This window comes from Salinicola sp. RZ23 (assembly GCF_003206675.1).
Classification (GTDB): Bacteria; Pseudomonadota; Gammaproteobacteria; order Pseudomonadales; family Halomonadaceae; genus Salinicola; species Salinicola endophyticus.
The window spans coordinates 193,891-214,215 of the sequence record NZ_PZJK01000001.1; the positions used below are offsets into that span (position 1 = coordinate 193,891).

Below are 20,325 nucleotides of genomic sequence, written 5' to 3' on the forward strand. Positions count from 1 at the left end.
GCAGCGCTATCGAGAGGGTGTCGAGGGGCGATGGAGAAAGCATGGAGGGCGCGCTAACATTGAGCGCCGCCGTCATCGAGCCTGCCCATGTCTGACGCCCAAGCGCGAGCCGGTGCACCCGCCCAGGGGCTGGTGCTGATCGCCGAAGACGAAGACGAAGCCGAGATCGCCGAGATTCTCGCCGCCTACCTGCAGCGCAGTGGCCTGCGCACCCAACACGCCAGCGACGGCCAGCAGGCGCTGACCCTGCACCAGTCGCTCAAGCCGGACCTGATCCTGCTCGACGTGCAGATGCCGCGCGTCGATGGCTGGAAGGTGCTGAGCGAGATTCGCGCCCGTGGCGACACCCCGGTGATCATGCTCACCGCGCTCGATCAGGACATCGACAAGCTGATGGGCCTGCGCCTGGGCGCCGACGACTACGTGGTCAAACCCTTCAACCCCGCCGAGGTGGCGGCGCGGGTGGAGGCGGTGCTGCGGCGCACGCGGGCGAGCGCGCCCGCCGCCGCACAGGTGCTGCGCGTGGGTGCCTTCGAGATCGATCTGGAGAGCCACCGCGCCAGCGTCAGCCAGGGCGGGCAGACGCATCCGCTGGCGCTGACCCTGACCGAGTTCAAGCTGCTGGCCTGCCTGATGCGCACGCCCCAGCGGGCCTTCAGCCGTGCCGAACTGCTGGAGAGCTGCCTGCCCGAGGGCGATACCCAGGAGCGCACCGTGGATAGCCACGTCAGCAAGCTGCGCAAGAAGCTCGAAGCCCTCGACATCCAGGGCGTGCCGGCCAGCGTCTGGGGCGTGGGCTACCGTTTCGGCGTGGCGCCATGAAGCCGACACCGGGGCTGCGCCGGCAGATCATCCAGTCGCTGGCGGTGATGGCGCTGGGCATCATCTGCCTCTCGGTGATCGGCACCTATGTGTTCTACGCCTTCGCCCTGGCCTACCTGCCGGGCAGCATCTCCGACACCCTGGTGCCCTCACGCATGGAGCTGGGCTGGATCGTCTGTACCATCATCGCCGCGCTGAGCCTGGCGGTGTTCGTTGCCATTCGCCTGTCACGGCGCCTGATCACCCCGCTCAATTCGGTGGCGCACAGCCTGCGCGAAGTGGCCCAGGGCAGGCTCGACGCCCGTGCCCCACCGGATGACCAGGCCACCGGCGAGACCGCCCAACTGGTGCGCGATTTCAACGCCATGGCCGAGCGGCTGCAGGGCATGACCCGGGAGCGCGAGTTCTGGAACGCGGCCGTCGCCCACGAACTGCGCACCCCGCTGACCGTGCTGCGTGGCCGCCTGCAGGGGCTGGCCGAGGGGGTGTTCACACCCAGCAGCGAGCTGTTCGAGGGGCTGCTGCGCCAGGTGGAAGGCCTCGGCCGGCTGGTCGAGGATCTGCGCGTGGTCAGCCTCAAGGAGAGCGGCCATCTGGAAGTGCAGCGGATCGAGGTGGGGCTGGCCGAGGAGCTGGACAGCGTACTGCAGGCCTTCGTCACGCCACTGGCGGACAAGGGCCTTCAGCTGCATCAGACGCTGGACACGGCCCTGCGGGTGGAGTGCGATGCCGTACGCATTCGCCAGGCGCTGATGGCGCTACTGGAAAACGCCCTGCGCCATGCCGACCCGGGCAACCTGCGGGTGAGCCTGGCGCGGGTCGATGACGACTGTCAGTTGAGCGTGGAAGACGACGGCCCGGGTATCGACAGCGCCCTGGCCACCGAGATCTTCGAGTCCTTTCGCCGTGTCGAGCCCTCGCGCTCGCGTCAGAGCGGCGGCAGCGGCCTGGGGCTGGCGGTGGTCAAGGCCATCGCCGAGGCCCATGGCGGGCAGGCGTACTGTCAGCCTTCTGCCCATGGCGGCAGCCGCTTCGTCATGCGCTGGCCCCTCGCCCCCTTGCGCTAATCCCAGGTCGCTAATCCCAGGTCGCCCCGGTCAGCTCACAGGAAACCTGCCACAGCCGATCTTCCACTGCGCGGTCGCGGGCGGCCTCGCTGCGATGGGCAGGCTTGGGCGCACCGCGGGTCTCGCCGAGCCCGTTGGGGCCGAAGTAGTCGCCGTTGTGAACCTCCTCGGCGAGGGCGGCGTGCAGGGTGGGCCGGGCGCCGTCGGCGGCGGACTGGCTGATCAGCGGCAGCAGCAGCTTGAAGGTGCGCCCCAGCAGCGGGCGGCTCTTCACACCGCTGTCGAACAGCGCGGTGCGCGATAGCCCCGGATGCGCGGCGACACTCACCAGCGGCCAGCCTTCGGCCTCGCTGCGCCGCGCCAGCGCCTGGGCGAACAGCAGCATGGCCAGCTTGGACTGGCGATAGGTGCGCCAGGGGTCGTAGTCGTGTGCGGCGTCGAGATTGTCGAAATCGATCCGGCCGCTGCGGTGGGCCAGGCTGGAGAGCTGGACCACGCGGGCCGGTGTGGCCGGGCCAGCGGCGAGCAGCAGCGGCAGCAGCAGGCTGGTGAGCAGGAAGTGGCCCAGGTAGTTGACCCCGAACTGACGCTCGAAGCCGTCGCGGGTGGTCTCGCGGCGGGGCGGTGCGAGCAGGCCGGCGTTGTTGATCAGGCGGGCCAGTGACCCCTCCTGCTCCCGCAGCAGCTCGGCGAAGGCGCGTACCGAGGCCAGCGAGTCGAGATCGAGCGCTTCGAAGCGCACCTCCGCCCCCGGATGATGCGTGCGGACGGCGTGGCAGGCGAGGCGCCCGCGCTCTTCGCTGCGCGCGGCGATAACCACGCGATAGCCCTGTGCCGCCAGGCCCTTGGCGGTCTCCAGCCCCAGCCCGGCGGTGGCGCCGGTGACCACGGCGAGTGGCGCGGAAGCGTTCGCGGCGGTGTGAGTCGTGGCGATCATCGAGATGGCTCCCGTATCGGACTATCTTTTGAGTGTCGGCCTGCGAGTTTGGTCGCAGCCTGCAGGTTTGGCCGGCGATACTCGTCATCACGGCGAAGCGCGCCGTGGTGGCAGGCGGACAATCAGCAAGTGTTCATAGACAGGGATAACATATCCCAGAGGTCACGAGGGGAGTGCAAGATGGCAACGAGAAGTCTGATCGGGCGCAGCTGGATGATTCTGATGGCGTTCGGCGTGGTCGCCGTGATCTTTGGCGCGATCGCGATCTTCAAGCCGCTGGGGGCGATCGCCGCGCTGACCTGGATCATGGGCATCATGGCGCTGGCGGAGGGCATCAGTACGCTGGTGACCACGACCACCGCCTACCGCGGGGCCGGCAAGGGCTGGCTGATCGGTTACGGCGTGTTCTCGGTGCTGTTCGGCCTGCTCGCGATCTTCGATCCGCTCTCTATGGCCAGCGCCCTGCTGGTGCTGGTGGGCATCTGGCTGGTGATCGCCGGGGTGTTCCGCCTGCTGCTCGCACTGCGCATTCGCCGCCCGGTGCCCGGCCAGGGCTGGACCGCCCCCGGCGAGGGCTGGACCGTACTCAGCGGGGTGCTGGCGCTCTTGCTGGGTATCCTGCTCATTGCCAGCCCGCTGAGCGGCCTGGTGGTCACCGCGCTGTGGATCGGCGTCGTCGCGCTGATCTACGGGGTGATCCAGATCATCGCCGCGCTGCGCGTGCGCAAGGCGTTCTCCGGTCACTGAGACCTGACCTCCGCCGGTGCCGAGTCGCGAGACGCCCGGCACCGGCGGCAGGGCCGGGCGTGTTTCCGCTCACTTGGGCATCAGCACCCACATCTCGCCACGCTGCTTCATGCGGCTGGCAGCCTCGCCGGCGGCGTCGCCGTGGCCCCAGTAGAAGTCCGCGCGCACCGCACCCTTCACCGCACTGCCGGTATCCTGCGCCACCATCAGGCGTTGCAGCGGCTGCTGGGAGAGCGGCTGGGTGGTGGAGAGAAACACCGGTGCGCCGAGCGGGATCTCGCTGGGGTCCACCGCGATGCTGCGCTCCGAGGTGAGCGGCACCCCCAGCGCGCCCACCGGGCCGCTGCTGTCGGAGAGCGCCTGGTCGCCGGTCAGCTCGCGGAAGAACACCATGCGCGGATTGACGTTGAGCATCTCTTCCACCTGGCTCGGGTGGCGCCGGGCCCAGGCGCGCACGCCGGGCAGCGTGGCCTCGGCGGGGGTGATCTCGCCGCGGTCGATCAGCCGCTTGGCGAAAGAGCGAAACGGCTGGTTGTTGGTGCCGGCGTAGGCCACGCGCATGGTGGTGCCATCGGTCATTTCGATGCGCCCCGACCCCTGGATCTGTAGATAGGCTGCCTCCACCGGATCATCGACCCACACCAGCTCGGTGCCGTTGAGATCGCCGCTGCGCATCAGCTCGCGGCGGGTCGGGCCGACGTGGGTGTGCTTCTTCCAGTACTTCGGATACTCGTAGAGCGGCGTCTGGTAGGGGCCGCCGCGCACCCGCGAGCCGCGCAGGATCGGCTCGTAGTAGCCGGTAATCAGCCCGGTCGAGCTGCCGTCGCTGTTGGTCACCCGGTAGGGCGTGAAGCGGGTCTCGAAGAAGCGCTGGATCGCCTGGGCATTGAGCGGGTCGACCGATTTCGCATCGGCACACACCCCGCGCCACAGCGGCTTGCGCGACAGCCGGGTACAGCTTTCGCGAAAGGCGCTCCACGCCGCCATCGGCTGATCCTGACTCCAGCCGGGAAGGTGCTGCCAGCTGGTGACGCGATCCTGACGCTCGACCCGGGTCTCGGCATCGCCGCTCGGCGACACGCTGGTGATCGGCGCGCTGCTGCAGCCGGCCATCACCAGCGCCAGCAGCAGACTCCCCAGCAGTGCCGCATGCCGACGCAGCGCCACCACCGGCCGACAGTGCGAGAGAGGCGCCGAAAGAGACGTCGATAGCGGGCAAGACGACGCGGGGGAAGACGACACGGAAGAAGAAGCGGCGGCGCGCTCGGCTGACAGCATACGGTTTCGATCCTTGAACACGGTAAGGTGGCGGCGCGGCGGGGCCTCGGTGCTGTCTGAAAAGTACTGCGCTCGCCCATGCGGCGTTAAAAATCGGCTCAAAATGCTCATTTACACCCTGTAAACTCCGCGTTTTCGCCGATTTTTGCCTTGCCTGGCCTTCGCTCGTCGACTTTTCAGACAGCACCTAAGTCGCCAACCCGCGAGCATATCGCCACCGCCTGCCAGCGTCGAGACGCCGCCGTGCCAGGCCTAGCCCTGCCCCTCGTCCGGCTGCGGCATTACACTATGCTTTTTCCCCGCGGCAGGAACGCCCCATGACCCATGTCATCTCCATCCAGAGCCACGTCGCCTACGGCTATGTCGGCAACCGCGCCGCGGTCTTCCCGCTGCAGCGTCTGGGGCTGGAAGTCACCGCCATCAATACGGTCCAGTTCTCCAACCACACCGGGTACGGCGCCTTCACCGGCGAAGTGTTCTCGCCCGCCCATCTGAGGAACGTGCTTGACGGGGTCGAATCGCTGGTCGGTCTGGGCGGCGTGGATGCGGTGCTCTCCGGCTATATGGGCGACGAGGGCATCGGCCGTGCGGTGCTCGATAGCGTCGACCGGGTCAAGCAGGCCAACCCCGAGGCGCTCTACTGCTGCGACCCGGTGATGGGCGATGTCGGCCGTGGTTTCTTCGTGCGCGAAGGGATCCCCGAGTGGATGCGCGACCACGCCATTCGCCGCGCCGATATCGTCACCCCCAACCAGTTCGAACTCGGCTTTCTCGCCGGGCGCGAGATCCACACCCTGGAAGACGCCCTCGCCGCTACCGCGGCGCTGCGTGCCCAGGGCCCGCGGGTGGTGCTGGTCACCTCGCTCGAGGTGGCGGACGACGACGCCGGCCATATCGGCATGCTGGTGGATGCCGCCGACGGCAGTTGGCGCATCGCCACGCCCAAGGTCGACTTCGCCATTCCGCCCAACGGCGCGGGCGACTTCACCGCCGCCATGTTCCTGGCCCAGAGCCTGCGCGCCGGGCTCGGCGACGAAGGCCCGGCGCGGGCGCTGGAGCAGACCGCCGCCGCGGTGCAGATGCTGTTCGAGCACACCCGCCGCGCCGGCACCCGCGAACTGGCGATGATCAGCGCCCAGCACGATATCGTCTCGCCGACGGTGACCCTGCACGCCGAGCGCCTGCGCTGACCGATGACCCTTGCGGAGACACCCCAGCCGCCGCTCTACCTGGGCATGGCGATGTGGGCCAACAACGACTGGCGCGGCAGCCTGCTGCCGGCCCACGGTGACGCCGGCCTGGCCGACTACGCCCGGGTGTTCAACGCGGTGGAGGGCAACACCACCTTCTACAGCGGCCTGCCCAAGGCGGAGACCATTGCCGCCTGGGCCGCGCAGGCGCCTTCGACCTTTCGTTTCTGCTTCAAGCTGCCGGGCCAGCTCACCCACGCCAAGCGCCTGCGAGAGATCGACGACGAGTTCGCCCGTTTCGTCGAGGGCCTCGGCCCGCTGGCGGATCGGCTCGGCCCGCTGATGGTGCAACTACCGCGGGATTTCGGCCACGCCGAACTGCCGGCGCTGGCGCAGCTACTCTCGCGCTGGCCGCCGGGCCTGCCCTGCGCGGTGGAAGTGCGGGAGCTTGAATTTTTCCACAAGGGGTTGGCAGAGCAGTCACTCAACCGCTTGTTGATAAGTCAAGACGTGGATCGCGTGATGCTCGACGTTCGCGCGCTATTTGCCACCCCCGCGGGGCTTGACAAAAAGCTCGCGGCCGCTCAAGGCGAAAAGCCGAAAGTCCCATTACACGTGCTCTCCACGGCGGTCAACCCTGTCGTGCGCTTCATCGGACACTTCGATGAAGCGATCAATGCAGCGCGCTTTGCGCCGTGGATAGAACGGCTTAGCCTGTGGATAAAACAGGGGAAAACCCCTTTTCTCTTTGTGCATACGCCGGATAATCGCCAGGCGCCGGAGCTGGCGCGCCAATGCTACAGCCGGCTCGCCGAGCGGGTTGCGCTACCCCCGCTGGCCGAGTTCGCCGGTGACCGGCAGGAATCCCTGTTCTGAGTGGCATGCCCCGCTAGAAACAGCGTCAGCACACCCTGCCATGGTTGATCTTCACGTTAAGGTCAAATCCCGGTAGGGTGAAGAAAAGTTAACAACAGGCAATGCCCGTGTCCGGCCCAACCTACGCCATTGGCGAACTCGCTCAGCAGTTCGACGTCACCACCCGCACCATCCGCTTTTACGAGCAGGAAGGCCTGCTCTCCCCCGAGCGCCGCGGCAAGACCCGCGTCTATCGCGACAAGGACCGCGTGCGCCTCAAACTCGCCCTGCGTGGCAAACGCCTTGGTTTCTCATTGATCGAGATACGCGAAGTGCTCGATCTCTACGACGACCGCAACCACGGCAGCGTGCGCCAACTCGAACGCATGCTCGAAATCCTCGCCGACAAGCGCGCCAACCTCGAACGCCAGCTAGAAGACATCCGCGCCATGCAGCGCGAACTCGATCAGGTCGAAGCGCGGTGCCAGAGTGCGCTGGGTGAGTTGAAGGCATCCGAGCGCTCCTGAACCTGGCCTCTCTCGTTATGCCAAGCAGGCAGTGACACTCCCACCCCCTAAATAATCCTCGGTTTCCAACGCACCAGTGCCCCTCCCCTGACGCCACGATTGATTAATGCTTTCGTGGCGTTGTCTCTAATGTAATGCTTGGTTACTGTGCGTAGAACTGTACAAGAGATGGCTTACAGCGTCACAAGCTCATAAGGGACAGCCGCGCTGGGATGATGGGAGCCATCGTCATCCTCCATGGCTGGCGGTAGCGTGGCGGCCTTCGCCAAAAACGAACCGAATGACCCAACGCCAAATCACTGTATCTATGAACAGTCATATCGGACTGAGCAAAACGCGCGAGCACGCGAATTCTGTAAAGCACGCCTAGCTATTCTTAGAGCTCTTTAAACTCAATGGCTTAAGTGCGGAAAAGCTGGCTAGATAAGACTGTTAAACGCGCGGGCTTGTTCAAGTGGCAAGGCGAGCGTGCTATATAATACCTGTTAGAGCTTGTCGAAAATTGAGGGAATAAATTGACTTACGCATTGATCGATAATTCGACATTAACTGCTGTTCAAAGGTTGACAGGGCAAGTATTGACTAAGTCGAGGGACTCAGTTGACACCGATATTGTTGCTTTTGAGAATTACATTCAAGCCATTCTATTTTATGACAGGCTGATAGCTATAGATGACTATATTCCTGCGCATCGTGACGCACGAATTGCTTCATTTCCTGATATAACGTTCCTCACTAAAGCTGATTTTAATTTAGATGAAATTGAAACTACTGCTACAGCGAAAGCAGATCAACTTCAACCAAAGCTCCAAGGTGGAGAGTTCGTAAACGATAATTTCAAGAAGCTAATTGAACTTCTACAGACGCACATTGTGTGCACATGGGATATTAGCTCAAGTGTTTATCATCTTACGCTGAAAAGCCTTTCTGATAATCCGCAAGAATTCGACAAATATGGAAATATCGCCGCCTCAATATTTGCTGAACTCGGTGATGCTAGTGATGCCGGGAAAAGAACTAGTGGTAATGTCGAACTAGTTGATCGTTTTGGAAATCCGATAAGTAGAGGATACAAAGTACCTGATGCTAGGTGGGGGGATGGAACATCAAGTGGAGAGGCATCGGGCGCGATTAAAGCCTTCGTAGCATCTTTAGTTTGGCTTGCCAACCGTTCAATTTTCTATTCTTTAACGGCGAAATATTTGCAGGCTGACACATTTCTCTACCCAATCAGGCAGGCGTATCAGCAAAGTTATATTAGCCAGACATGTCACTATGGTTTCGATTATGCGAAACACATAGTAGAACATTTCTCCACTTCGCTAAGTTCCGACTTGATAGATGTGCATCATGGAGGGTTGGCTACTTCAACCTCCACTGAGCTTCCCGTTTTCTCAGCTTGGCTGGCAAAGCAAACTGGTGATCCCGCTCAAATTGTTCAGGCAGCTTACGATATTCGAAACAACCCGGAGTTCGTTGAGGCACGAGAAAAAATGAGAGAAGTGCGCCGGCTATTTGATGAACAGGATATTGCGGATGCAAATAGGGCTGTGTCGGGCATTGTTCAAGACATCGGAAAGGCCTCTAATGATATACGTATCAAGTATGGCCTCCAAACTCGTCAAGGTGTACCCGTAACTAAGCTGGTGCATGTATACAACACATATGCAGCGCTGAACAGTCTTCCTAGAGTTCCAGGATATAACTTTAAAGTTAAGGTTCCTGAGTTCTTTTATAAACTACGGCAGCCAAGAGGATTCCGTTCTGTTTACAGAAATCTTACTCATGATCTATCCACGGTTTGGTCTCTTGGCGAAGCCAGGGATATTCTAGGGAGTCGAGTGTCTGAAGACAAAGAAGCTAGAGCCTACAGCCCCAAACAAGAAGAGCCAAGGTATAGAAATGCACATTCGCCTTTTAAGAGTCCAATGTAATTGCTCTAACAAGGTGCTGCTGTCGGACAAATTTTCCGCTGCGCTCCAAATTTGCCGCAGAGCGCGGCGTTAGCCAAAATCCATTCGAGGCGCCGATGCGAAAATATTTGCTGAATTGTGATTCATTGCAGATTGGTGATGTGATCTGCACGAGAGAAGATGCGCCTGTAAGCCACACAATCCGGAAGGCTCTGTCGTGCGAATACTCACATGTGATGATTTACGTAGCGCACTCATCCTGCGTACATGCAGATGGAGATGGAGTGCACTCGATAAACACACAAAGGGTGATATTCGATGATCCGAAAGACGTAATCGTTCTCCGGCATAAACTTGCAGAAAATATGACACCAGAAGAGCTGGAGAATATTTGCGCATACCCAAGATCCAAAGTCGGCACGGAGTACTCGGTATCGGATGCAATTAAAGCCGGGATTTATGCAAAATCAAAGCTAAAACCAATAGTAGAATCAAAGTACCAATACTGCTCTCGCTTGGTAGCGGAGTCTTTCGGTCGCGCAGGTATTGACGTTTCCGCCGATCCTAGCCTATGTACGCCAGCTGACATTCAAAGGAATCCAGATTTCAAAAAAATAGATGGCGCCGTAAGAGAGGCAGCTCCCGAAGAGCTAGAGTTCGCGGCAGATAAAAGCAGGGACACAATTTCTAAGCAAACAAAAATAACAAACGAGATAATACAAGCCTCGCAGAGAATTCTCGGAAAGAACGTCCAGACTTTCGAAGACATCTATCGAGAGTTGATTTCCTCCCCTGTGAATGACGAAAAAATTGAGTCTTTGATTCAAGGGTCTGGGTATTTGACCATATGGGCTGATGATGTTTTAAAGTGTCCGTACAGGTATTTCAAAACTAACTATCTTAATGATGCGGCTATAAGCAACCTAAACCCAGATTGGCTTAGATTGGAGTTGAGTATGGCGGAGAAAGATCTCGAGAGATTCAACATTCAACGTCTCAGTTTATCTGATCTTAATAATAGTTTTCCAAGGAAGGTGTTTAAGCAGCAGATTAACCTGTATCAGACGCTTGTTTCATTGGCGCTTCAGAGACAGGAGCTATTTCGCTGGCTCTTGAAAGAGAATGGTGCGCTTAATGGCTAACAATCGGTTGCACTCCGGCCCGCAAAAACGGCGCCTTTTTGATTTATTGTCTGGCATCGTCTGGCCGCTTTTGCGTCAGGTAAACCGAAGCATTCTGCGACGAAGAGCCTGTGGTAATTATTTGAACCAAAGTGAATGTTAGTTAGCAAACTATACAAAAAATATCATGAATGCATAAAAGGAACTGGCTAGTATGAGCGGAAGTCAAGCCCAAAATGCAGCGTTAACAACCGCCCTAGCCTTTCACTATCAGGTGCTAATTGGCTTATATAAATGCTTTTCACTTGAAGATGGCCAGTCGATTTGGTTCGAAAAAGACGGTGACGTCAGCTTGATTTCGTCAGATGCCTTGACATCAACACAAACTGAAGTAAAAGACTACGCAAAACCACTGACTGACCACCATGAAAACCTCTGGAAAACGCTGAAGAACTGGCTAGATCCAGCGTTTGACCACACTCAATACGGCGCTCTAGTGCTCCACACTACTCAAGCATTTGGAGCGACGACGCGCCTAAAGGATTGGAATGCTCAAAGTGAAGAACAACGCTTGAAAGTGATAGATGACATTTTTGCAGAGCGCACCGAAGATCAACTTAGTGCCGAAAAGCCATCACAAATAATAAAGATGCAGAAGTCGGTGATGGCGGTTGATAAACGATTGCTTAAAAGCGTGCTTGGAAAGGTCGTATTATTTACGCAGTCAGATAGTTACCAAGAACTGGAAAAACAGATACTTTCCCAGCCATTAGGTATTCCAAAAAATAATCTTATAAGTTATCTTCATGGACTTGTTGGCTTTGTTTATGCGCAAGCAACCCAGCAATCCTGGAGTATCAAATACCAAGAATTTGCAGCGAAGTGCGAGGAGTTAACCGCACTTCTTTGCAAAAAGGAATTCACCTTTCCGGTGTTTTCCGGCTATGCGGCATCTGAACCAGAGGTTGAATCACACGGATATAGACCATTTGTACAAAAAATTGCTGAAATTAAGCATCACGAAATGATTCCTGATGCAGTAGGTAATTGGCTTGAGCTACAAAACTCACTGCTTGAAGAGCTCGATGAGTCCGCGCTCTATAAAGATAAAACAATTAATTACCAGAACCAATTGGTCAAAAAATTTAAGCTTTTCTATTCAAGTGCGCAACTTGAAGCAACTGATGCAATTAAAAGCTCAAAATTGCTTTACAACAAAACCATAGGCGAGCAGCCCCTAAACTTGGGAAATGATATACCGCCTATTGAATACAAAAACGGCCTGATACATGATGCCATGGATGACGAAGAACGTGACTTAAAATGGAAGGTTGGGCCATGAGCAGCATTGTCGATACCCTTTATGAACTAAAATACAATCCGTTTGAATATGGGCAACATATTGCTTCATTTTATACAGCAGTAGGCGAATCAGAAAATAACCTTTTATTCGCTCCTTTGATTATTCCTCTATGCAGCCACCCCATTTTTGGCCAAAAATTATTCAACTCTAATAAGAGAAGTACAATTTGGTCGGTTTTTGACGACCGTGCTAAGCTCTATGATTTACAAGAAAGAATCCATGGCTTTCAAACATTGACAGAACAATGCATTCAATATTGCTTGATCAATGATTGGTTATCCGTAAATGAACAAATTTTATCCATTCTGCCGTGTAATGATTCTGATTCAAAGTTTACTTGTCAAAAAAGTGCAGAGAAGTTAGGGCGGTTATTAGGCGGTCACTCAGTGGTCGAGGTTTATGCGTTTCTAGGAGTGAAGCCACGATGAAAACATTAGTTTATGAAATTGGCGTTATTGATAAGCAGGGGAACAAGCACCCTGTTGGTTTTAAAGAGGGGCTAAATGTTGTTACTGGGAAATCATCCACAGGTAAAAGTGCCCTAATTGAAATCTTTGATTACTGCTTTGGTAGTGGTGAAAATACCATTCCAAAAGGAGTTATTACCACGAGAGCAGCTATTTATTATGTTGCGCTTTCTGTCAATCAACAAGATATGGTGATTGCGCGTGATCCTGACATCGCGACTAAGGCCTTCTTTCGCCGCATTGAGTCGTTTATTCCAGAGGATATTGGTAGCGATTATTTTAACAGCACCTATTTTCGCCCGTTAGACGAGTTCAAGAAGCATCTGAGAGACTTCTTCTTGGATATAGATGATGTGGATGAATCTTTGGCCACCAGAGCCAATAGGCGATTTAACGCTAAAGCGGCTACTCCATCTATACGTAGTTTTTCATCGTTTATGCTCCAACACCAAAATCTTGTTGCCAATAAACATGCGTTGTTTTACCGATTCGATGAAAAGGAAAAGCGTGATCAAGCGATCGATCATACCAAGATATTTTTAGGCTTAGTTGACCAGAAATACTTCCACTTGTCACAAGAGAAAGAGCGATTAGGCATTGATGTCAGACGTTTGGAGCGTCAAAAAGACACAAACAAACGTACCTCTGAAAACTATAAGAAAAATGTCGGTCCGGTTTTAGGTCAACTATATGCTTTGATGGGGTTTGAAGATGAGCCGATATCTTTGGAAAAGGTGCTACGTCACCCGCAGGATGCCAAAGACCAGTTGGACGGAATTATCGTACCTGAAAAAATCAATCATAATTCTGACGCTGCCACCCAACATTACAATCAGCTCAAGCTGAAGCGTAATCAAAGGGCGTCCGAACTAAGAAAGTTGCAGCGCCAGGCTTCATCAATTAACAAACATATTCGAGAAGAAGAGCGTTTTGTTGATAACGTGAAAATGTTTAGCTCGCCAGAGCATGTCCATATATCCGCTTCAGTCTGCCCATTTTGCCATACTGAAAAAGATACATTAAGAGAAAGTGCAGAAAAATTACAGAAAGCTATCATTAAGGTGTCGGGTAACCTTGCGCAAGCACGTCCTATGAAAGCAAAGTTTGAATCGTCCTTGATTGACGTGCAGCGCCGCGCTGCAGTTGTTAGTAGGCAGTTAACTGCGTTAAACCAGCAAATAACGGAAATTGAGAAAACAGAAAAGCAGTTGGCGGAACAAAAGAGCCTGTATGAAAGCATTTTGATGCAGAAGGCCAAGCTATTCATGCTTCTCGATACTCTCAACATGGCTGATGATGTTGAGCTTGAAAATCAAATCAAAGAGCTCAATAAGCAGCTCGCAGGTATCGATAGAGACCTTAAAAAATACGATGTGAAAAAAGGACTAGAAAACGCTTCTGCAAAAGTAAATAGGTATATGGCCGAAATTGGAAGTCATTTTGAGTTTGAAGCCAGCTATAAACCTATTAACCTTCATTTCTCGTTTGAGACATTTGACCTCTACCATTTATCGCAGGAAGGTGAAAAAATCTACTTAAGATCAATGGGTAGTGGTGCAAACTGGCTGTATTGCCACGTAACGCTGTTTTTGTCAATGCATAAATATTTTTCTGAGCTGGGTAATAAGTGCGCTATTCCATCTTTATTGTTCTTGGATCAGCCAACCCAAGTATATTTCCCTAATTTTAACCGCGATAACTCTGAAACATTTGAGGAGCAAAAAAGCCAAGAGGCTGAACAGCGTAAGACGCTAAATGTTAAACAAAATATTGATGAAGACATCAAGGCTGTTGAAAATCTATTCACCCAGCTCTCGATTTATTGCAATGAGATTGAGCAGAAAAATGGTTTTAGTCCACAAATCATCGTGACTGATCACGCGGACAATTTGGCGTTGTCAAACGGGGTATTGTTTGAGTCTTTGGTTAACGGAAATAGATGGCGAACACGCGGCCTAATTCATCCTTCAGAAGAGTGAATGCGTGATAATAAGCTTATAGAATGGTTGCGAGCGTTGTGTCAGATTAGGAAGATGACTTTTTGCCCTTTTTCTAAATATTGAAACGAGAACGGAGTGACGTATAACAAGGCGCTGCTACGGAAAATTTTCTCGCTGGCGCTCCAAAACTTCCGCAGAGCGCGGCGTTAGCTTTTTAGTGGTTATACTAATTAACGTCTTTGTGGGTCGATTTATTAGACACGCATTTTTGGGAGGCTTACATGATCGTCGTTTATGGCATCAAGGAGCACTTGGACCCTATCAAGGCGCAGCTTTCGAATGCCATCCATGGTTGCATGCAAGATGTTCTCGGGATGCCGACGGGCAAGCGTGCCCATCGATTCGTGCCGTTGGACGCAGAGGATTTCTATTTCCCTGACGATAGAACTTCGGCTTACACGGTCATCGAAATCAACCTGATGCAGGGGCGGTCCAAGGAGACGCAGAAGGCACTGATCAAGGCGCTTTTCCGACAGATAGAAGCGGAGATCGGCATATCGCCCATCGATGTCGAGATCACGCTCAAGGAGCAGCCCGCTCACTGCTGGGGATTTCGTGGCATGACCGGAGATGAAGTACGTGATCTACAATATTCGGTAAATGTCTGACGTGGCAGCTATTGCCTAGACTCATGCACGCGGGATCAACCGAGTACTGACGATGGATTGGCTGACGTTCATTTCGAGCCTCGTCCGGTCGCTGGCCTGGCCGGTGTTCGCCCTGATTCTCGCGCTTCTCTTCCGCGATCAGATCCTGCAGTTTGGGGCTTTCATCAAGAAGCTGCGGGCCGGACCCATCGAGGCTGAGTTCGAGCACGACCTCGAACAGTTGCGCTCGCTATCTCCAGGTAGGGATGACGTCGTCGGTGTGCGTGCTGGTGAAGAGGGGACGTTTCTCACCCAGCTGGCCGAGCGCCATCCCCGTACGGCGATACTGGAGGCGTGGACTCGACTGGAACGCGCGGTCCGCGCATCGCTATCGTCACGGGAAAGCGAAGATCGTGGCCCGGGCGAGGTATCAGCGGCTCGGCTGCCGGAACTGCTGGTGCAGGCGGGTCTGATCGATCAGCCACAGGTGACGCTGTATCACGAGCTTCGGCGTCTGCGTCGCGAGGTGGCTCGCGGCCTGGAACCGACGAAAGAGGCAGCACGAACCTATGTCGAGTTGTCTCTAGCGCTGCAATCCCAGTTAGGTCGTGCAGCCTAGAGTGGTTGGTCCATGAATGGCTAGCGCGCCGCCAACGCCACGCCTACCTTGGACCGATTTGGCCTGCCGAGGGGCTGTGTTATCCGCACCCCGGCAAACCCATCATTCGTTATCAATCGGACAGTCGCGTACGTTGGCCGATTGTCAGCATCAGGATTAACTGCGGGGAATAAGATGAACCAGGACGAGATCAAGGCACTGTTCGACCAGCAGGCGGCAAGCTACGACCAGCAGTGGGCCAAGACGTCACCGATTCGGAATTGCCTGCATCTGTTGCTGGGGTCATTGTTCGCGGATTTGCCGGCGGAGGCACGAATCCTCTGTGTCGGGGTGGGGACGGGCGATGAGCTGTTCTATCTCGCCTCACAGCATCCTGGTTGGCGTTTTACGGCCGTGGAGCCGTCGGGGCGTATGCTCGACGTCTGTCGGGAAAGGGCCGAGAAGGAAGGTGTGACGTCTCGCTGCACCTTCCATGAGGGGTATCTGGAGTCACTACCCACCGCCGAGCTACACGATGCCGCGACCTGCCTGCTCGTCTCGCAGTTCATCACGAATCTCGACGAGCGCTCCGGTTTCTTCCGTGGCATTGCCGCGAAACTCAACTCGGGTGGCATTCTCGCAAGCGCCGACCTGGCGTCAGACATCGCGTCACCCGAATATGACGTACTGCTTCACGCATGGATGAACATGATGTCCGCGGCCGATGTCTCCGAAGAGATGATGGCGCGGATGCGCCATGCCTATGCGCATGATGTCGGTGTGCTACCGCCAGCGCGGATTGCCTCGATCATCGAGGCAGGCGGTTTCAAACTTCCGGTGCCGTTTTTCCAGGCGGGGTTGATCCATGCATGGCTTTCCCGCCGGGCTTGAGTGAATACCTATCTATCCTTGGAAGCGATTCCTGCAAGCCCGTGAGTTGGCTAGGGGGTTCCGTTATGAAGAGGTTCGCTTCGCCGCCAGCGCCACCCCCACCTTCGACCGATTCGGCTTGCCGATGGTCTGTGTTATCCACACCCCTGTCTCTGCCAAGTTATCCAGATCCACGCCGCTGTCGATGCCGAGTCCGTTGAGCAGGTAGATCACGTCTTCCGTGGCGACGTTGCCGGTGGCGCCCTTGGCGTAGGGGCAGCCGCCGAGTCCGGCGACGGCGCTGTCGATCACGCTGATGCCCTCTTCGAGTACAGCATAGAGGTTGGCCAGCGCCTGGCCGTAGGTGTCGTGGAAGTGGGCGGCGAGCTTGTCCCTGGGGATATCGCGGCCCACGGCATCGAGCAGGCGCTTGGCCTCGAGCGGGGTGCCGACGCCGATGGTGTCGCCCAGCGAGATTTCATAGCAGCCCATCTCATAAAGCGCCCGGGAGACCTCGGCGACCCGCTGTGGGGCGATGTTGCCTTCGTAGGGGCAGCCGAGCACGCAGGAGACATAGCCGCGCACGCGGACGCCGGCTGCCCGGGCGCATTCGACCACCGGTTCGAAGCGCGCCAGCGATTCGGCAATCGAGCAGTTGATGTTCTTGTGGGAGAACGCTTCGCTCGCTGCCGCGAAGACGGCGACCTCCTCGACGCCGCACTCTAGCGCGGCTTCCAGCCCTTTGAGATTGGGCGTGAGCGCGGAGTAGATCACACCCGGCCGGCGGCGAATGCCGGTCATCACCTCGCGGTGATCCGCCATCTGCGGCACCCATTTGGGCGAGACGAAACTCGCCGCTTCGATCCGCTTGAGCCCCGCCGCGCCGAGCCGCTCGATCAGTTCCAGCTTGGCGGCGGTGGCGATGGGCTCGGCTTCGTTCTGCAAGCCGTCCCGCGGGCCAACTTCGACGATACTGACGTGCTTCGGCATCCCCATCTCAGTTGTCCCCGCTCGTGTCGGTGCCGGCGTCGGTCATCGCCTCGGCATTGGTGAACGCGAGCAGCTCATCCCCCTGCGCCACGGCGTCCCCCACCGCGACATGGAAGACTTCCACCGCACCGTCGGCGGGGGCGCTCAGGGTGTGCTCCATCTTCATTGCCTCTACCACCACCAGCGGCGTGCCTTTCTCCACTGTCTGTCCGGGTTCGACCAGCAGTGCCACCACGGTGCCGTGCATCGGCGCGGTCAGCTTGGCTTCGGCCTCTTGCGGTAGATGGTCGGCGCGGTCGGCGCGGCGCCAGATCAGGCGCGACTCTTGACCTGCGGCGGTGAGCACGATGGCATCGCCCTCGCTGGCTGGGTCGAGCCGGGCGAAGAGGCGCTGGCGATGGCCATCCAGGGTGAGCGCCAGGGTGTCGTTGTCGAGACGCTGGCACTGCCCGGCGAGCCGGCTCGTCTCCTCTCCATCGCGCTGTACCTGAAGCTGCCAGGTCGCCTGTGCTGGCTCCTGTGCCAGACCCTGAGCCAGACCCTGTGTTAGTCCCTGGGTGGCGATCACCTCATACGTGCCGCTGCCGTCGGTCTCCTGAAAGGCGAGACGCAGCCGGCGCGGCGCGTTGAGCCGCCAGCCGTCGCGACGTTGCCAGGGGTCGTCGGCGCGCGGTGCTCCGTCGATGTGGTCCCTAGCGAGCTGATCGATAGCAACCAGGGCTGCGCGGGCGATATCGGCATCGGTGGCGTGGGGCGCGGCGAACAGATCGTCGTGATGATGCTCGATGAAGCGGGTATCCAGCCTGGCGGCGATGAAGTCCGGGTGGGTCACCAGCCGCTGCAGGAAGCGGCGATTGGTGGTCACGCCGCTGATATCCAGCGCGGCCAGGGCGCGGGCCATTTCGGCCAGGGCCTGGCCGCGATCCTCGCCGTGGACGATCAGCTTGGCCAGCATCGGGTCGTAGTGCATGGTCACCGTGTCGCCGGCCGCGACGCCGCTATCCAGGCGGATTCGGCCGTGCCGCTCCGCCATCGGCAGCGCAAAGCGCAGGAGCCTGCCGGTGGCGGGGAGGAAGTCGTTGTCCGGGTCTTCGGCGTAGAGCCGTGCTTCGATGGCGTGGCCGGTGAGCGTCAGTTCGTTCTGCGCCTTGGGCAGCGCCAGGCCGGCGGCGACCCGTAGCTGCCACTCGACCAGATCCTCGCCGCTGATCATCTCGGTCACCGGGTGCTCGACCTGCAGCCGGGTGTTCATCTCCATGAAGAAGAACGGCGAGCCGCTCTCCTGAGCGGTTTCGGCGCCGGCATCCAGCAGGAACTCCACCGTGCCGGCGCCGACATAGCCGATCTCCTGGGCGGCGCGCACGGCGGCCTCGCCCATCTCGCGGCGCAGTGCCTCGGGCAGGTGCGGCGCGGGGGCCTCTTCGAGCACCTTCTGGTGGCGCCGCTGCACGCTGCAGTCGCGCTCGAACAGATAGACGCCGCCCCCGAGGCTGTCGCAGAACACCTGCACCTCGACATGGCGCGGCTGGGTCAGATACTTCTCGATCAGCATGCGCTCATCGCCGAAGGCAGCGCGGGATTCGCGGCGGCAGCCGTCGAGCGCCGCCTGGAACTCGCGCTCGGACTCGACCACCCGCATGCCCTTGCCGCCGCCTCCGGCGCTGGCCTTGAGCAGCACCGGGTAGCCGATCTTGCCGGCCTCTTCCCGCAGCAGGGCGTCGTCCTGCGCTTCGCCGTGATAGCCGGGTACCAGCGGTACGCCGGCCTTAGCCATGCGCGCCTTGGCCGCGGCCTTGTCGCCCATGGCGGCGATGGCGCTGGCCGGCGGGCCGATGAAGATGAGCCCGGCGGCGTCGCAGGCGGCGACGAACTCGGCGTTCTCGGAGAGAAAGCCGTAGCCCGGGTGAATGGCGTCGGCGCCGCTGCGCTGGGCAGCCTGGATGACCTTGTCGATGGCGAGATAGCTCTCGCCGGCCGTCGCCGGGCCGAGGCGGATCGCTTCGTCGGCCTCGCGCACGTGGCGGGCGCGGGCGTCGGCATCCGAATAGACCGCGATGGTACGCAGGCCGAGGCGCCGCGCGGTGCGGATCACCCGGCAGGCGATCTCGCCGCGATTGGCGATCAGCACGGCGCGCAGTGGGCGGGGCGCAGTGGCGAGACTCATGAGCGCGGCTCCTTGTCGCCGCCGCTGGCCACGAGCCAGGCGGGCGGGCGTTTGTCGAAGAAGGCGGCCAGCCCCTCCTGGCCTTCGGCGCTGACCCGCAGCTCGCTGATGGTGCGGCACGCGGCCTCGCGGGTGGCGTCGCTCTCCGGTTCGCGGGCGATCTGCGCGAGCAGCGCCTTGGTGGCGCGCTGGGCCTGGGGAGAGGCGGCGAGCAGGGTGTCGATCTGGCGTTCGATCTCTTCATCCAGCGCGTCGCCAGTCACCACCTGGTGTACCAGCCCCAGTTCGCGGGCGGTGGCGGCGTCGATCACCTCGGCGGTCAGCGCGTAGCGGCGCATCTGGCGGGCGCCGATGGCGCGCTGGACATAGGGCCCGACCACTGCCGGCGAGAGGCCGATCTTGACCTCGGAGAGGCAGAAGCGCGCCGCATCTGAGGCGATCACCAGATCGCAGCAGGCGGCCAGCCCCACCGCGCCACCGTAGGCCGCACCCTGCACCCGGCAGAGCGTGGGGCAGGGTAGGGTGTCCAGCCCGTGCATCAGGCGCGAGAGCTGGCGCGAGTCGGCCAGATTGTCGTCGACGCTGTAGTCGACCATGCGCTTCATCCAGGCGAGATCCGCCCCGGCGGAGAAGTGCTTGCCCTGGGAGCCGAGCACCACCACCCGCACCTCGCCGCTCGCAGCCAGGGCGTGGAGGCGTTCGAGATGGGCGTTGAGCGCGGCGATCAAGACGTCGTCGAAGGCGTTGTGCACCGCCGGGCGGTCCAGCGTCAGCCGCGCGACGCCGCGGGCATCGATGTCCAGTTGGGCGTGCTGTGAAGTCGTCATGG

At 58.4% G+C, this 20,325-nt stretch carries 19 protein-coding genes; 14 read left to right on the forward strand and 5 right to left on the reverse strand.

The features are described from left to right. Positions 1 to 87 precede the first annotated feature (87 nt). Positions 88 to 822 carry a response regulator gene (locus tag DOM67_RS00830; RefSeq protein ID WP_110673776.1) on the forward strand — a complete coding sequence of 245 codons (735 nt, stop codon included), beginning with the start codon at positions 88 to 90 and terminating at the stop codon, positions 820 to 822. Then, on the forward strand, positions 819 to 1,889 hold the full coding sequence (locus DOM67_RS00835) for an ATP-binding protein (RefSeq protein ID WP_110673777.1): 1,071 nt from the start codon (positions 819 to 821) through the stop codon (positions 1,887 to 1,889). Before DOM67_RS00830 ends, DOM67_RS00835 begins: the two co-directional genes overlap by 4 nt. 10 nt (positions 1,890 to 1,899) lie before the next feature. Here the strand turns inward: DOM67_RS00835 and DOM67_RS00840 are convergent, their stop codons facing one another. Further along, positions 1,900 to 2,826: an oxidoreductase gene (locus DOM67_RS00840; RefSeq protein ID WP_110673778.1), complete on the reverse strand. Its 927-nt coding sequence runs from the start codon at positions 2,824 to 2,826 to the stop codon at positions 1,900 to 1,902. Positions 2,827 to 3,006: 180 nt separating this feature from the next. On the opposite strand from DOM67_RS00840, the gene DOM67_RS00845 reads away from it, so the two are divergent. Then, complete coding sequence (locus tag DOM67_RS00845; RefSeq protein ID WP_110673779.1) at positions 3,007 to 3,573, forward strand: DUF308 domain-containing protein; 567 nt, start codon at positions 3,007 to 3,009, stop codon at positions 3,571 to 3,573. Positions 3,574 to 3,642: 69 nt separating this feature from the next. Here DOM67_RS00845 and DOM67_RS00850 read toward each other — a convergent pair whose 3' ends face one another. Next, entirely contained in the window at positions 3,643 to 4,851 is a 1,209-nt protein-coding gene (locus DOM67_RS00850) for an MltA domain-containing protein (protein WP_110673780.1), read from the reverse strand. Between the two features lie 317 nt (positions 4,852 to 5,168). Between DOM67_RS00850 and pdxY the strand changes: the two genes are divergently transcribed. The 11 genes from pdxY (at position 5,169) to DOM67_RS00905 (ending at position 16,363) form a co-directional block, all read left to right on the forward strand. Then, entirely contained in the window at positions 5,169 to 6,041 is an 873-nt protein-coding gene (gene pdxY, locus DOM67_RS00855; RefSeq protein ID WP_110673781.1) for a pyridoxal kinase PdxY, read from the forward strand. A gap of 3 nt (positions 6,042 to 6,044) precedes the next feature. Beyond that, positions 6,045 to 6,917 carry a DUF72 domain-containing protein gene (locus tag DOM67_RS00860; RefSeq protein ID WP_110673782.1) on the forward strand — a complete coding sequence of 291 codons (873 nt, stop codon included), beginning with the start codon at positions 6,045 to 6,047 and terminating at the stop codon, positions 6,915 to 6,917. A 107-nt stretch (positions 6,918 to 7,024) separates the two neighbouring features. After that, entirely contained in the window at positions 7,025 to 7,423 is a 399-nt protein-coding gene (locus DOM67_RS00865; protein WP_232825091.1) for a MerR family DNA-binding transcriptional regulator, read from the forward strand. Positions 7,424 to 7,938: 515 nt separating this feature from the next. Then, positions 7,939 to 9,357, forward strand: coding sequence for a hypothetical protein (locus tag DOM67_RS00870; protein WP_110673783.1), 1,419 nt, complete (start codon positions 7,939 to 7,941; stop codon positions 9,355 to 9,357). Between the two features lie 263 nt (positions 9,358 to 9,620). Continuing rightward, the gene (locus tag DOM67_RS00875) at positions 9,621 to 10,478 is read left to right on the forward strand and encodes a hypothetical protein (RefSeq protein WP_232825092.1); all 858 of its coding nucleotides are present in this window, start codon (positions 9,621 to 9,623) and stop codon (positions 10,476 to 10,478) included. A 193-nt stretch (positions 10,479 to 10,671) separates the two neighbouring features. Continuing rightward, on the forward strand, positions 10,672 to 11,799 hold the full coding sequence (locus DOM67_RS00880) for a hypothetical protein (protein ID WP_110673785.1): 1,128 nt from the start codon (positions 10,672 to 10,674) through the stop codon (positions 11,797 to 11,799). Beyond that, positions 11,796 to 12,248, forward strand: a complete 453-nt coding sequence (locus tag DOM67_RS00885) for a three component ABC system middle component (RefSeq protein ID WP_110673786.1) — start codon at positions 11,796 to 11,798, stop codon at positions 12,246 to 12,248. Before DOM67_RS00880 ends, DOM67_RS00885 begins: the two co-directional genes overlap by 4 nt. Next, positions 12,245 to 14,266, forward strand: a complete 2,022-nt coding sequence (locus DOM67_RS00890) for a DUF3732 domain-containing protein (RefSeq protein WP_110673787.1) — start codon at positions 12,245 to 12,247, stop codon at positions 14,264 to 14,266. Before DOM67_RS00885 ends, DOM67_RS00890 begins: the two co-directional genes overlap by 4 nt. Positions 14,267 to 14,508: 242 nt before the next feature. Continuing rightward, complete coding sequence (locus tag DOM67_RS00895) at positions 14,509 to 14,895, forward strand: tautomerase family protein (protein ID WP_110673788.1); 387 nt, start codon at positions 14,509 to 14,511, stop codon at positions 14,893 to 14,895. Between the two features lie 52 nt (positions 14,896 to 14,947). Further along, positions 14,948 to 15,493 (forward strand): hypothetical protein, encoded by a 546-nt coding sequence (locus DOM67_RS00900; RefSeq protein ID WP_110673789.1) that lies wholly within the window; start codon positions 14,948 to 14,950, stop codon positions 15,491 to 15,493. 174 nt (positions 15,494 to 15,667) lie between these two features. Beyond that, positions 15,668 to 16,363, forward strand: coding sequence for a class I SAM-dependent methyltransferase (locus DOM67_RS00905; protein WP_110673790.1), 696 nt, complete (start codon positions 15,668 to 15,670; stop codon positions 16,361 to 16,363). A 63-nt stretch (positions 16,364 to 16,426) separates the two neighbouring features. Here the strand turns inward: DOM67_RS00905 and DOM67_RS00910 are convergent, their stop codons facing one another. Genes DOM67_RS00910 through DOM67_RS00920 form a run of 3 tightly spaced genes read right to left on the reverse strand, consistent with a single transcriptional unit; the run spans position 16,427 to position 20,323 of the window. Further along, positions 16,427 to 17,338 carry a hydroxymethylglutaryl-CoA lyase gene (locus DOM67_RS00910; RefSeq protein ID WP_110673791.1) on the reverse strand — a complete coding sequence of 304 codons (912 nt, stop codon included), beginning with the start codon at positions 17,336 to 17,338 and terminating at the stop codon, positions 16,427 to 16,429. A gap of 1 nt (position 17,339) precedes the next feature. Then, positions 17,340 to 19,496 carry an acetyl/propionyl/methylcrotonyl-CoA carboxylase subunit alpha gene (locus DOM67_RS00915; RefSeq protein ID WP_110673792.1) on the reverse strand — a complete coding sequence of 719 codons (2,157 nt, stop codon included), beginning with the start codon at positions 19,494 to 19,496 and terminating at the stop codon, positions 17,340 to 17,342. Continuing rightward, positions 19,493 to 20,323, reverse strand: a complete 831-nt coding sequence (locus tag DOM67_RS00920) for an enoyl-CoA hydratase-related protein (RefSeq protein WP_110673793.1) — start codon at positions 20,321 to 20,323, stop codon at positions 19,493 to 19,495. Before DOM67_RS00920 ends, DOM67_RS00915 begins: the two co-directional genes overlap by 4 nt. Between the last annotated feature and the right edge of the window lie 2 nt (positions 20,324 to 20,325).

What these genes read in the sequence shown, in the direction of transcription:
- pdxY (WP_110673781.1), top strand. Translation starts at nt 5,169, where the DNA reads ATGACCCATGTCATCTCCATCCAGAGCCACGTCGCCTACGGCTATGTC.
- DOM67_RS00895 (WP_110673788.1), top strand. Translation starts at nt 14,509, where the DNA reads ATGATCGTCGTTTATGGCATCAAGGAGCACTTGGACCCTATCAAGGCG.
- DOM67_RS00840 (WP_110673778.1), bottom strand. Translation starts at nt 2,826, where the DNA reads ATGATCGCCACGACTCACACCGCCGCGAACGCTTCCGCGCCACTCGCC.
- DOM67_RS00830 (WP_110673776.1), top strand. Translation starts at nt 88, where the DNA reads ATGTCTGACGCCCAAGCGCGAGCCGGTGCACCCGCCCAGGGGCTGGTG.
- DOM67_RS00850 (WP_110673780.1), bottom strand. Translation starts at nt 4,851, where the DNA reads ATGCTGTCAGCCGAGCGCGCCGCCGCTTCTTCTTCCGTGTCGTCTTCC.
- DOM67_RS00880 (WP_110673785.1), top strand. Translation starts at nt 10,672, where the DNA reads ATGAGCGGAAGTCAAGCCCAAAATGCAGCGTTAACAACCGCCCTAGCC.
- DOM67_RS00890 (WP_110673787.1), top strand. Translation starts at nt 12,245, where the DNA reads ATGAAAACATTAGTTTATGAAATTGGCGTTATTGATAAGCAGGGGAAC.
- DOM67_RS00910 (WP_110673791.1), bottom strand. Translation starts at nt 17,338, where the DNA reads ATGGGGATGCCGAAGCACGTCAGTATCGTCGAAGTTGGCCCGCGGGAC.
- DOM67_RS00920 (WP_110673793.1), bottom strand. Translation starts at nt 20,323, where the DNA reads ATGACGACTTCACAGCACGCCCAACTGGACATCGATGCCCGCGGCGTC.
- DOM67_RS00845 (WP_110673779.1), top strand. Translation starts at nt 3,007, where the DNA reads ATGGCAACGAGAAGTCTGATCGGGCGCAGCTGGATGATTCTGATGGCG.
- DOM67_RS00835 (WP_110673777.1), top strand. Translation starts at nt 819, where the DNA reads ATGAAGCCGACACCGGGGCTGCGCCGGCAGATCATCCAGTCGCTGGCG.
- DOM67_RS00900 (WP_110673789.1), top strand. Translation starts at nt 14,948, where the DNA reads ATGGATTGGCTGACGTTCATTTCGAGCCTCGTCCGGTCGCTGGCCTGG.
- DOM67_RS00915 (WP_110673792.1), bottom strand. Translation starts at nt 19,496, where the DNA reads ATGAGTCTCGCCACTGCGCCCCGCCCACTGCGCGCCGTGCTGATCGCC.
- DOM67_RS00885 (WP_110673786.1), top strand. Translation starts at nt 11,796, where the DNA reads ATGAGCAGCATTGTCGATACCCTTTATGAACTAAAATACAATCCGTTT.
- DOM67_RS00860 (WP_110673782.1), top strand. Translation starts at nt 6,045, where the DNA reads ATGACCCTTGCGGAGACACCCCAGCCGCCGCTCTACCTGGGCATGGCG.
- DOM67_RS00905 (WP_110673790.1), top strand. Translation starts at nt 15,668, where the DNA reads ATGAACCAGGACGAGATCAAGGCACTGTTCGACCAGCAGGCGGCAAGC.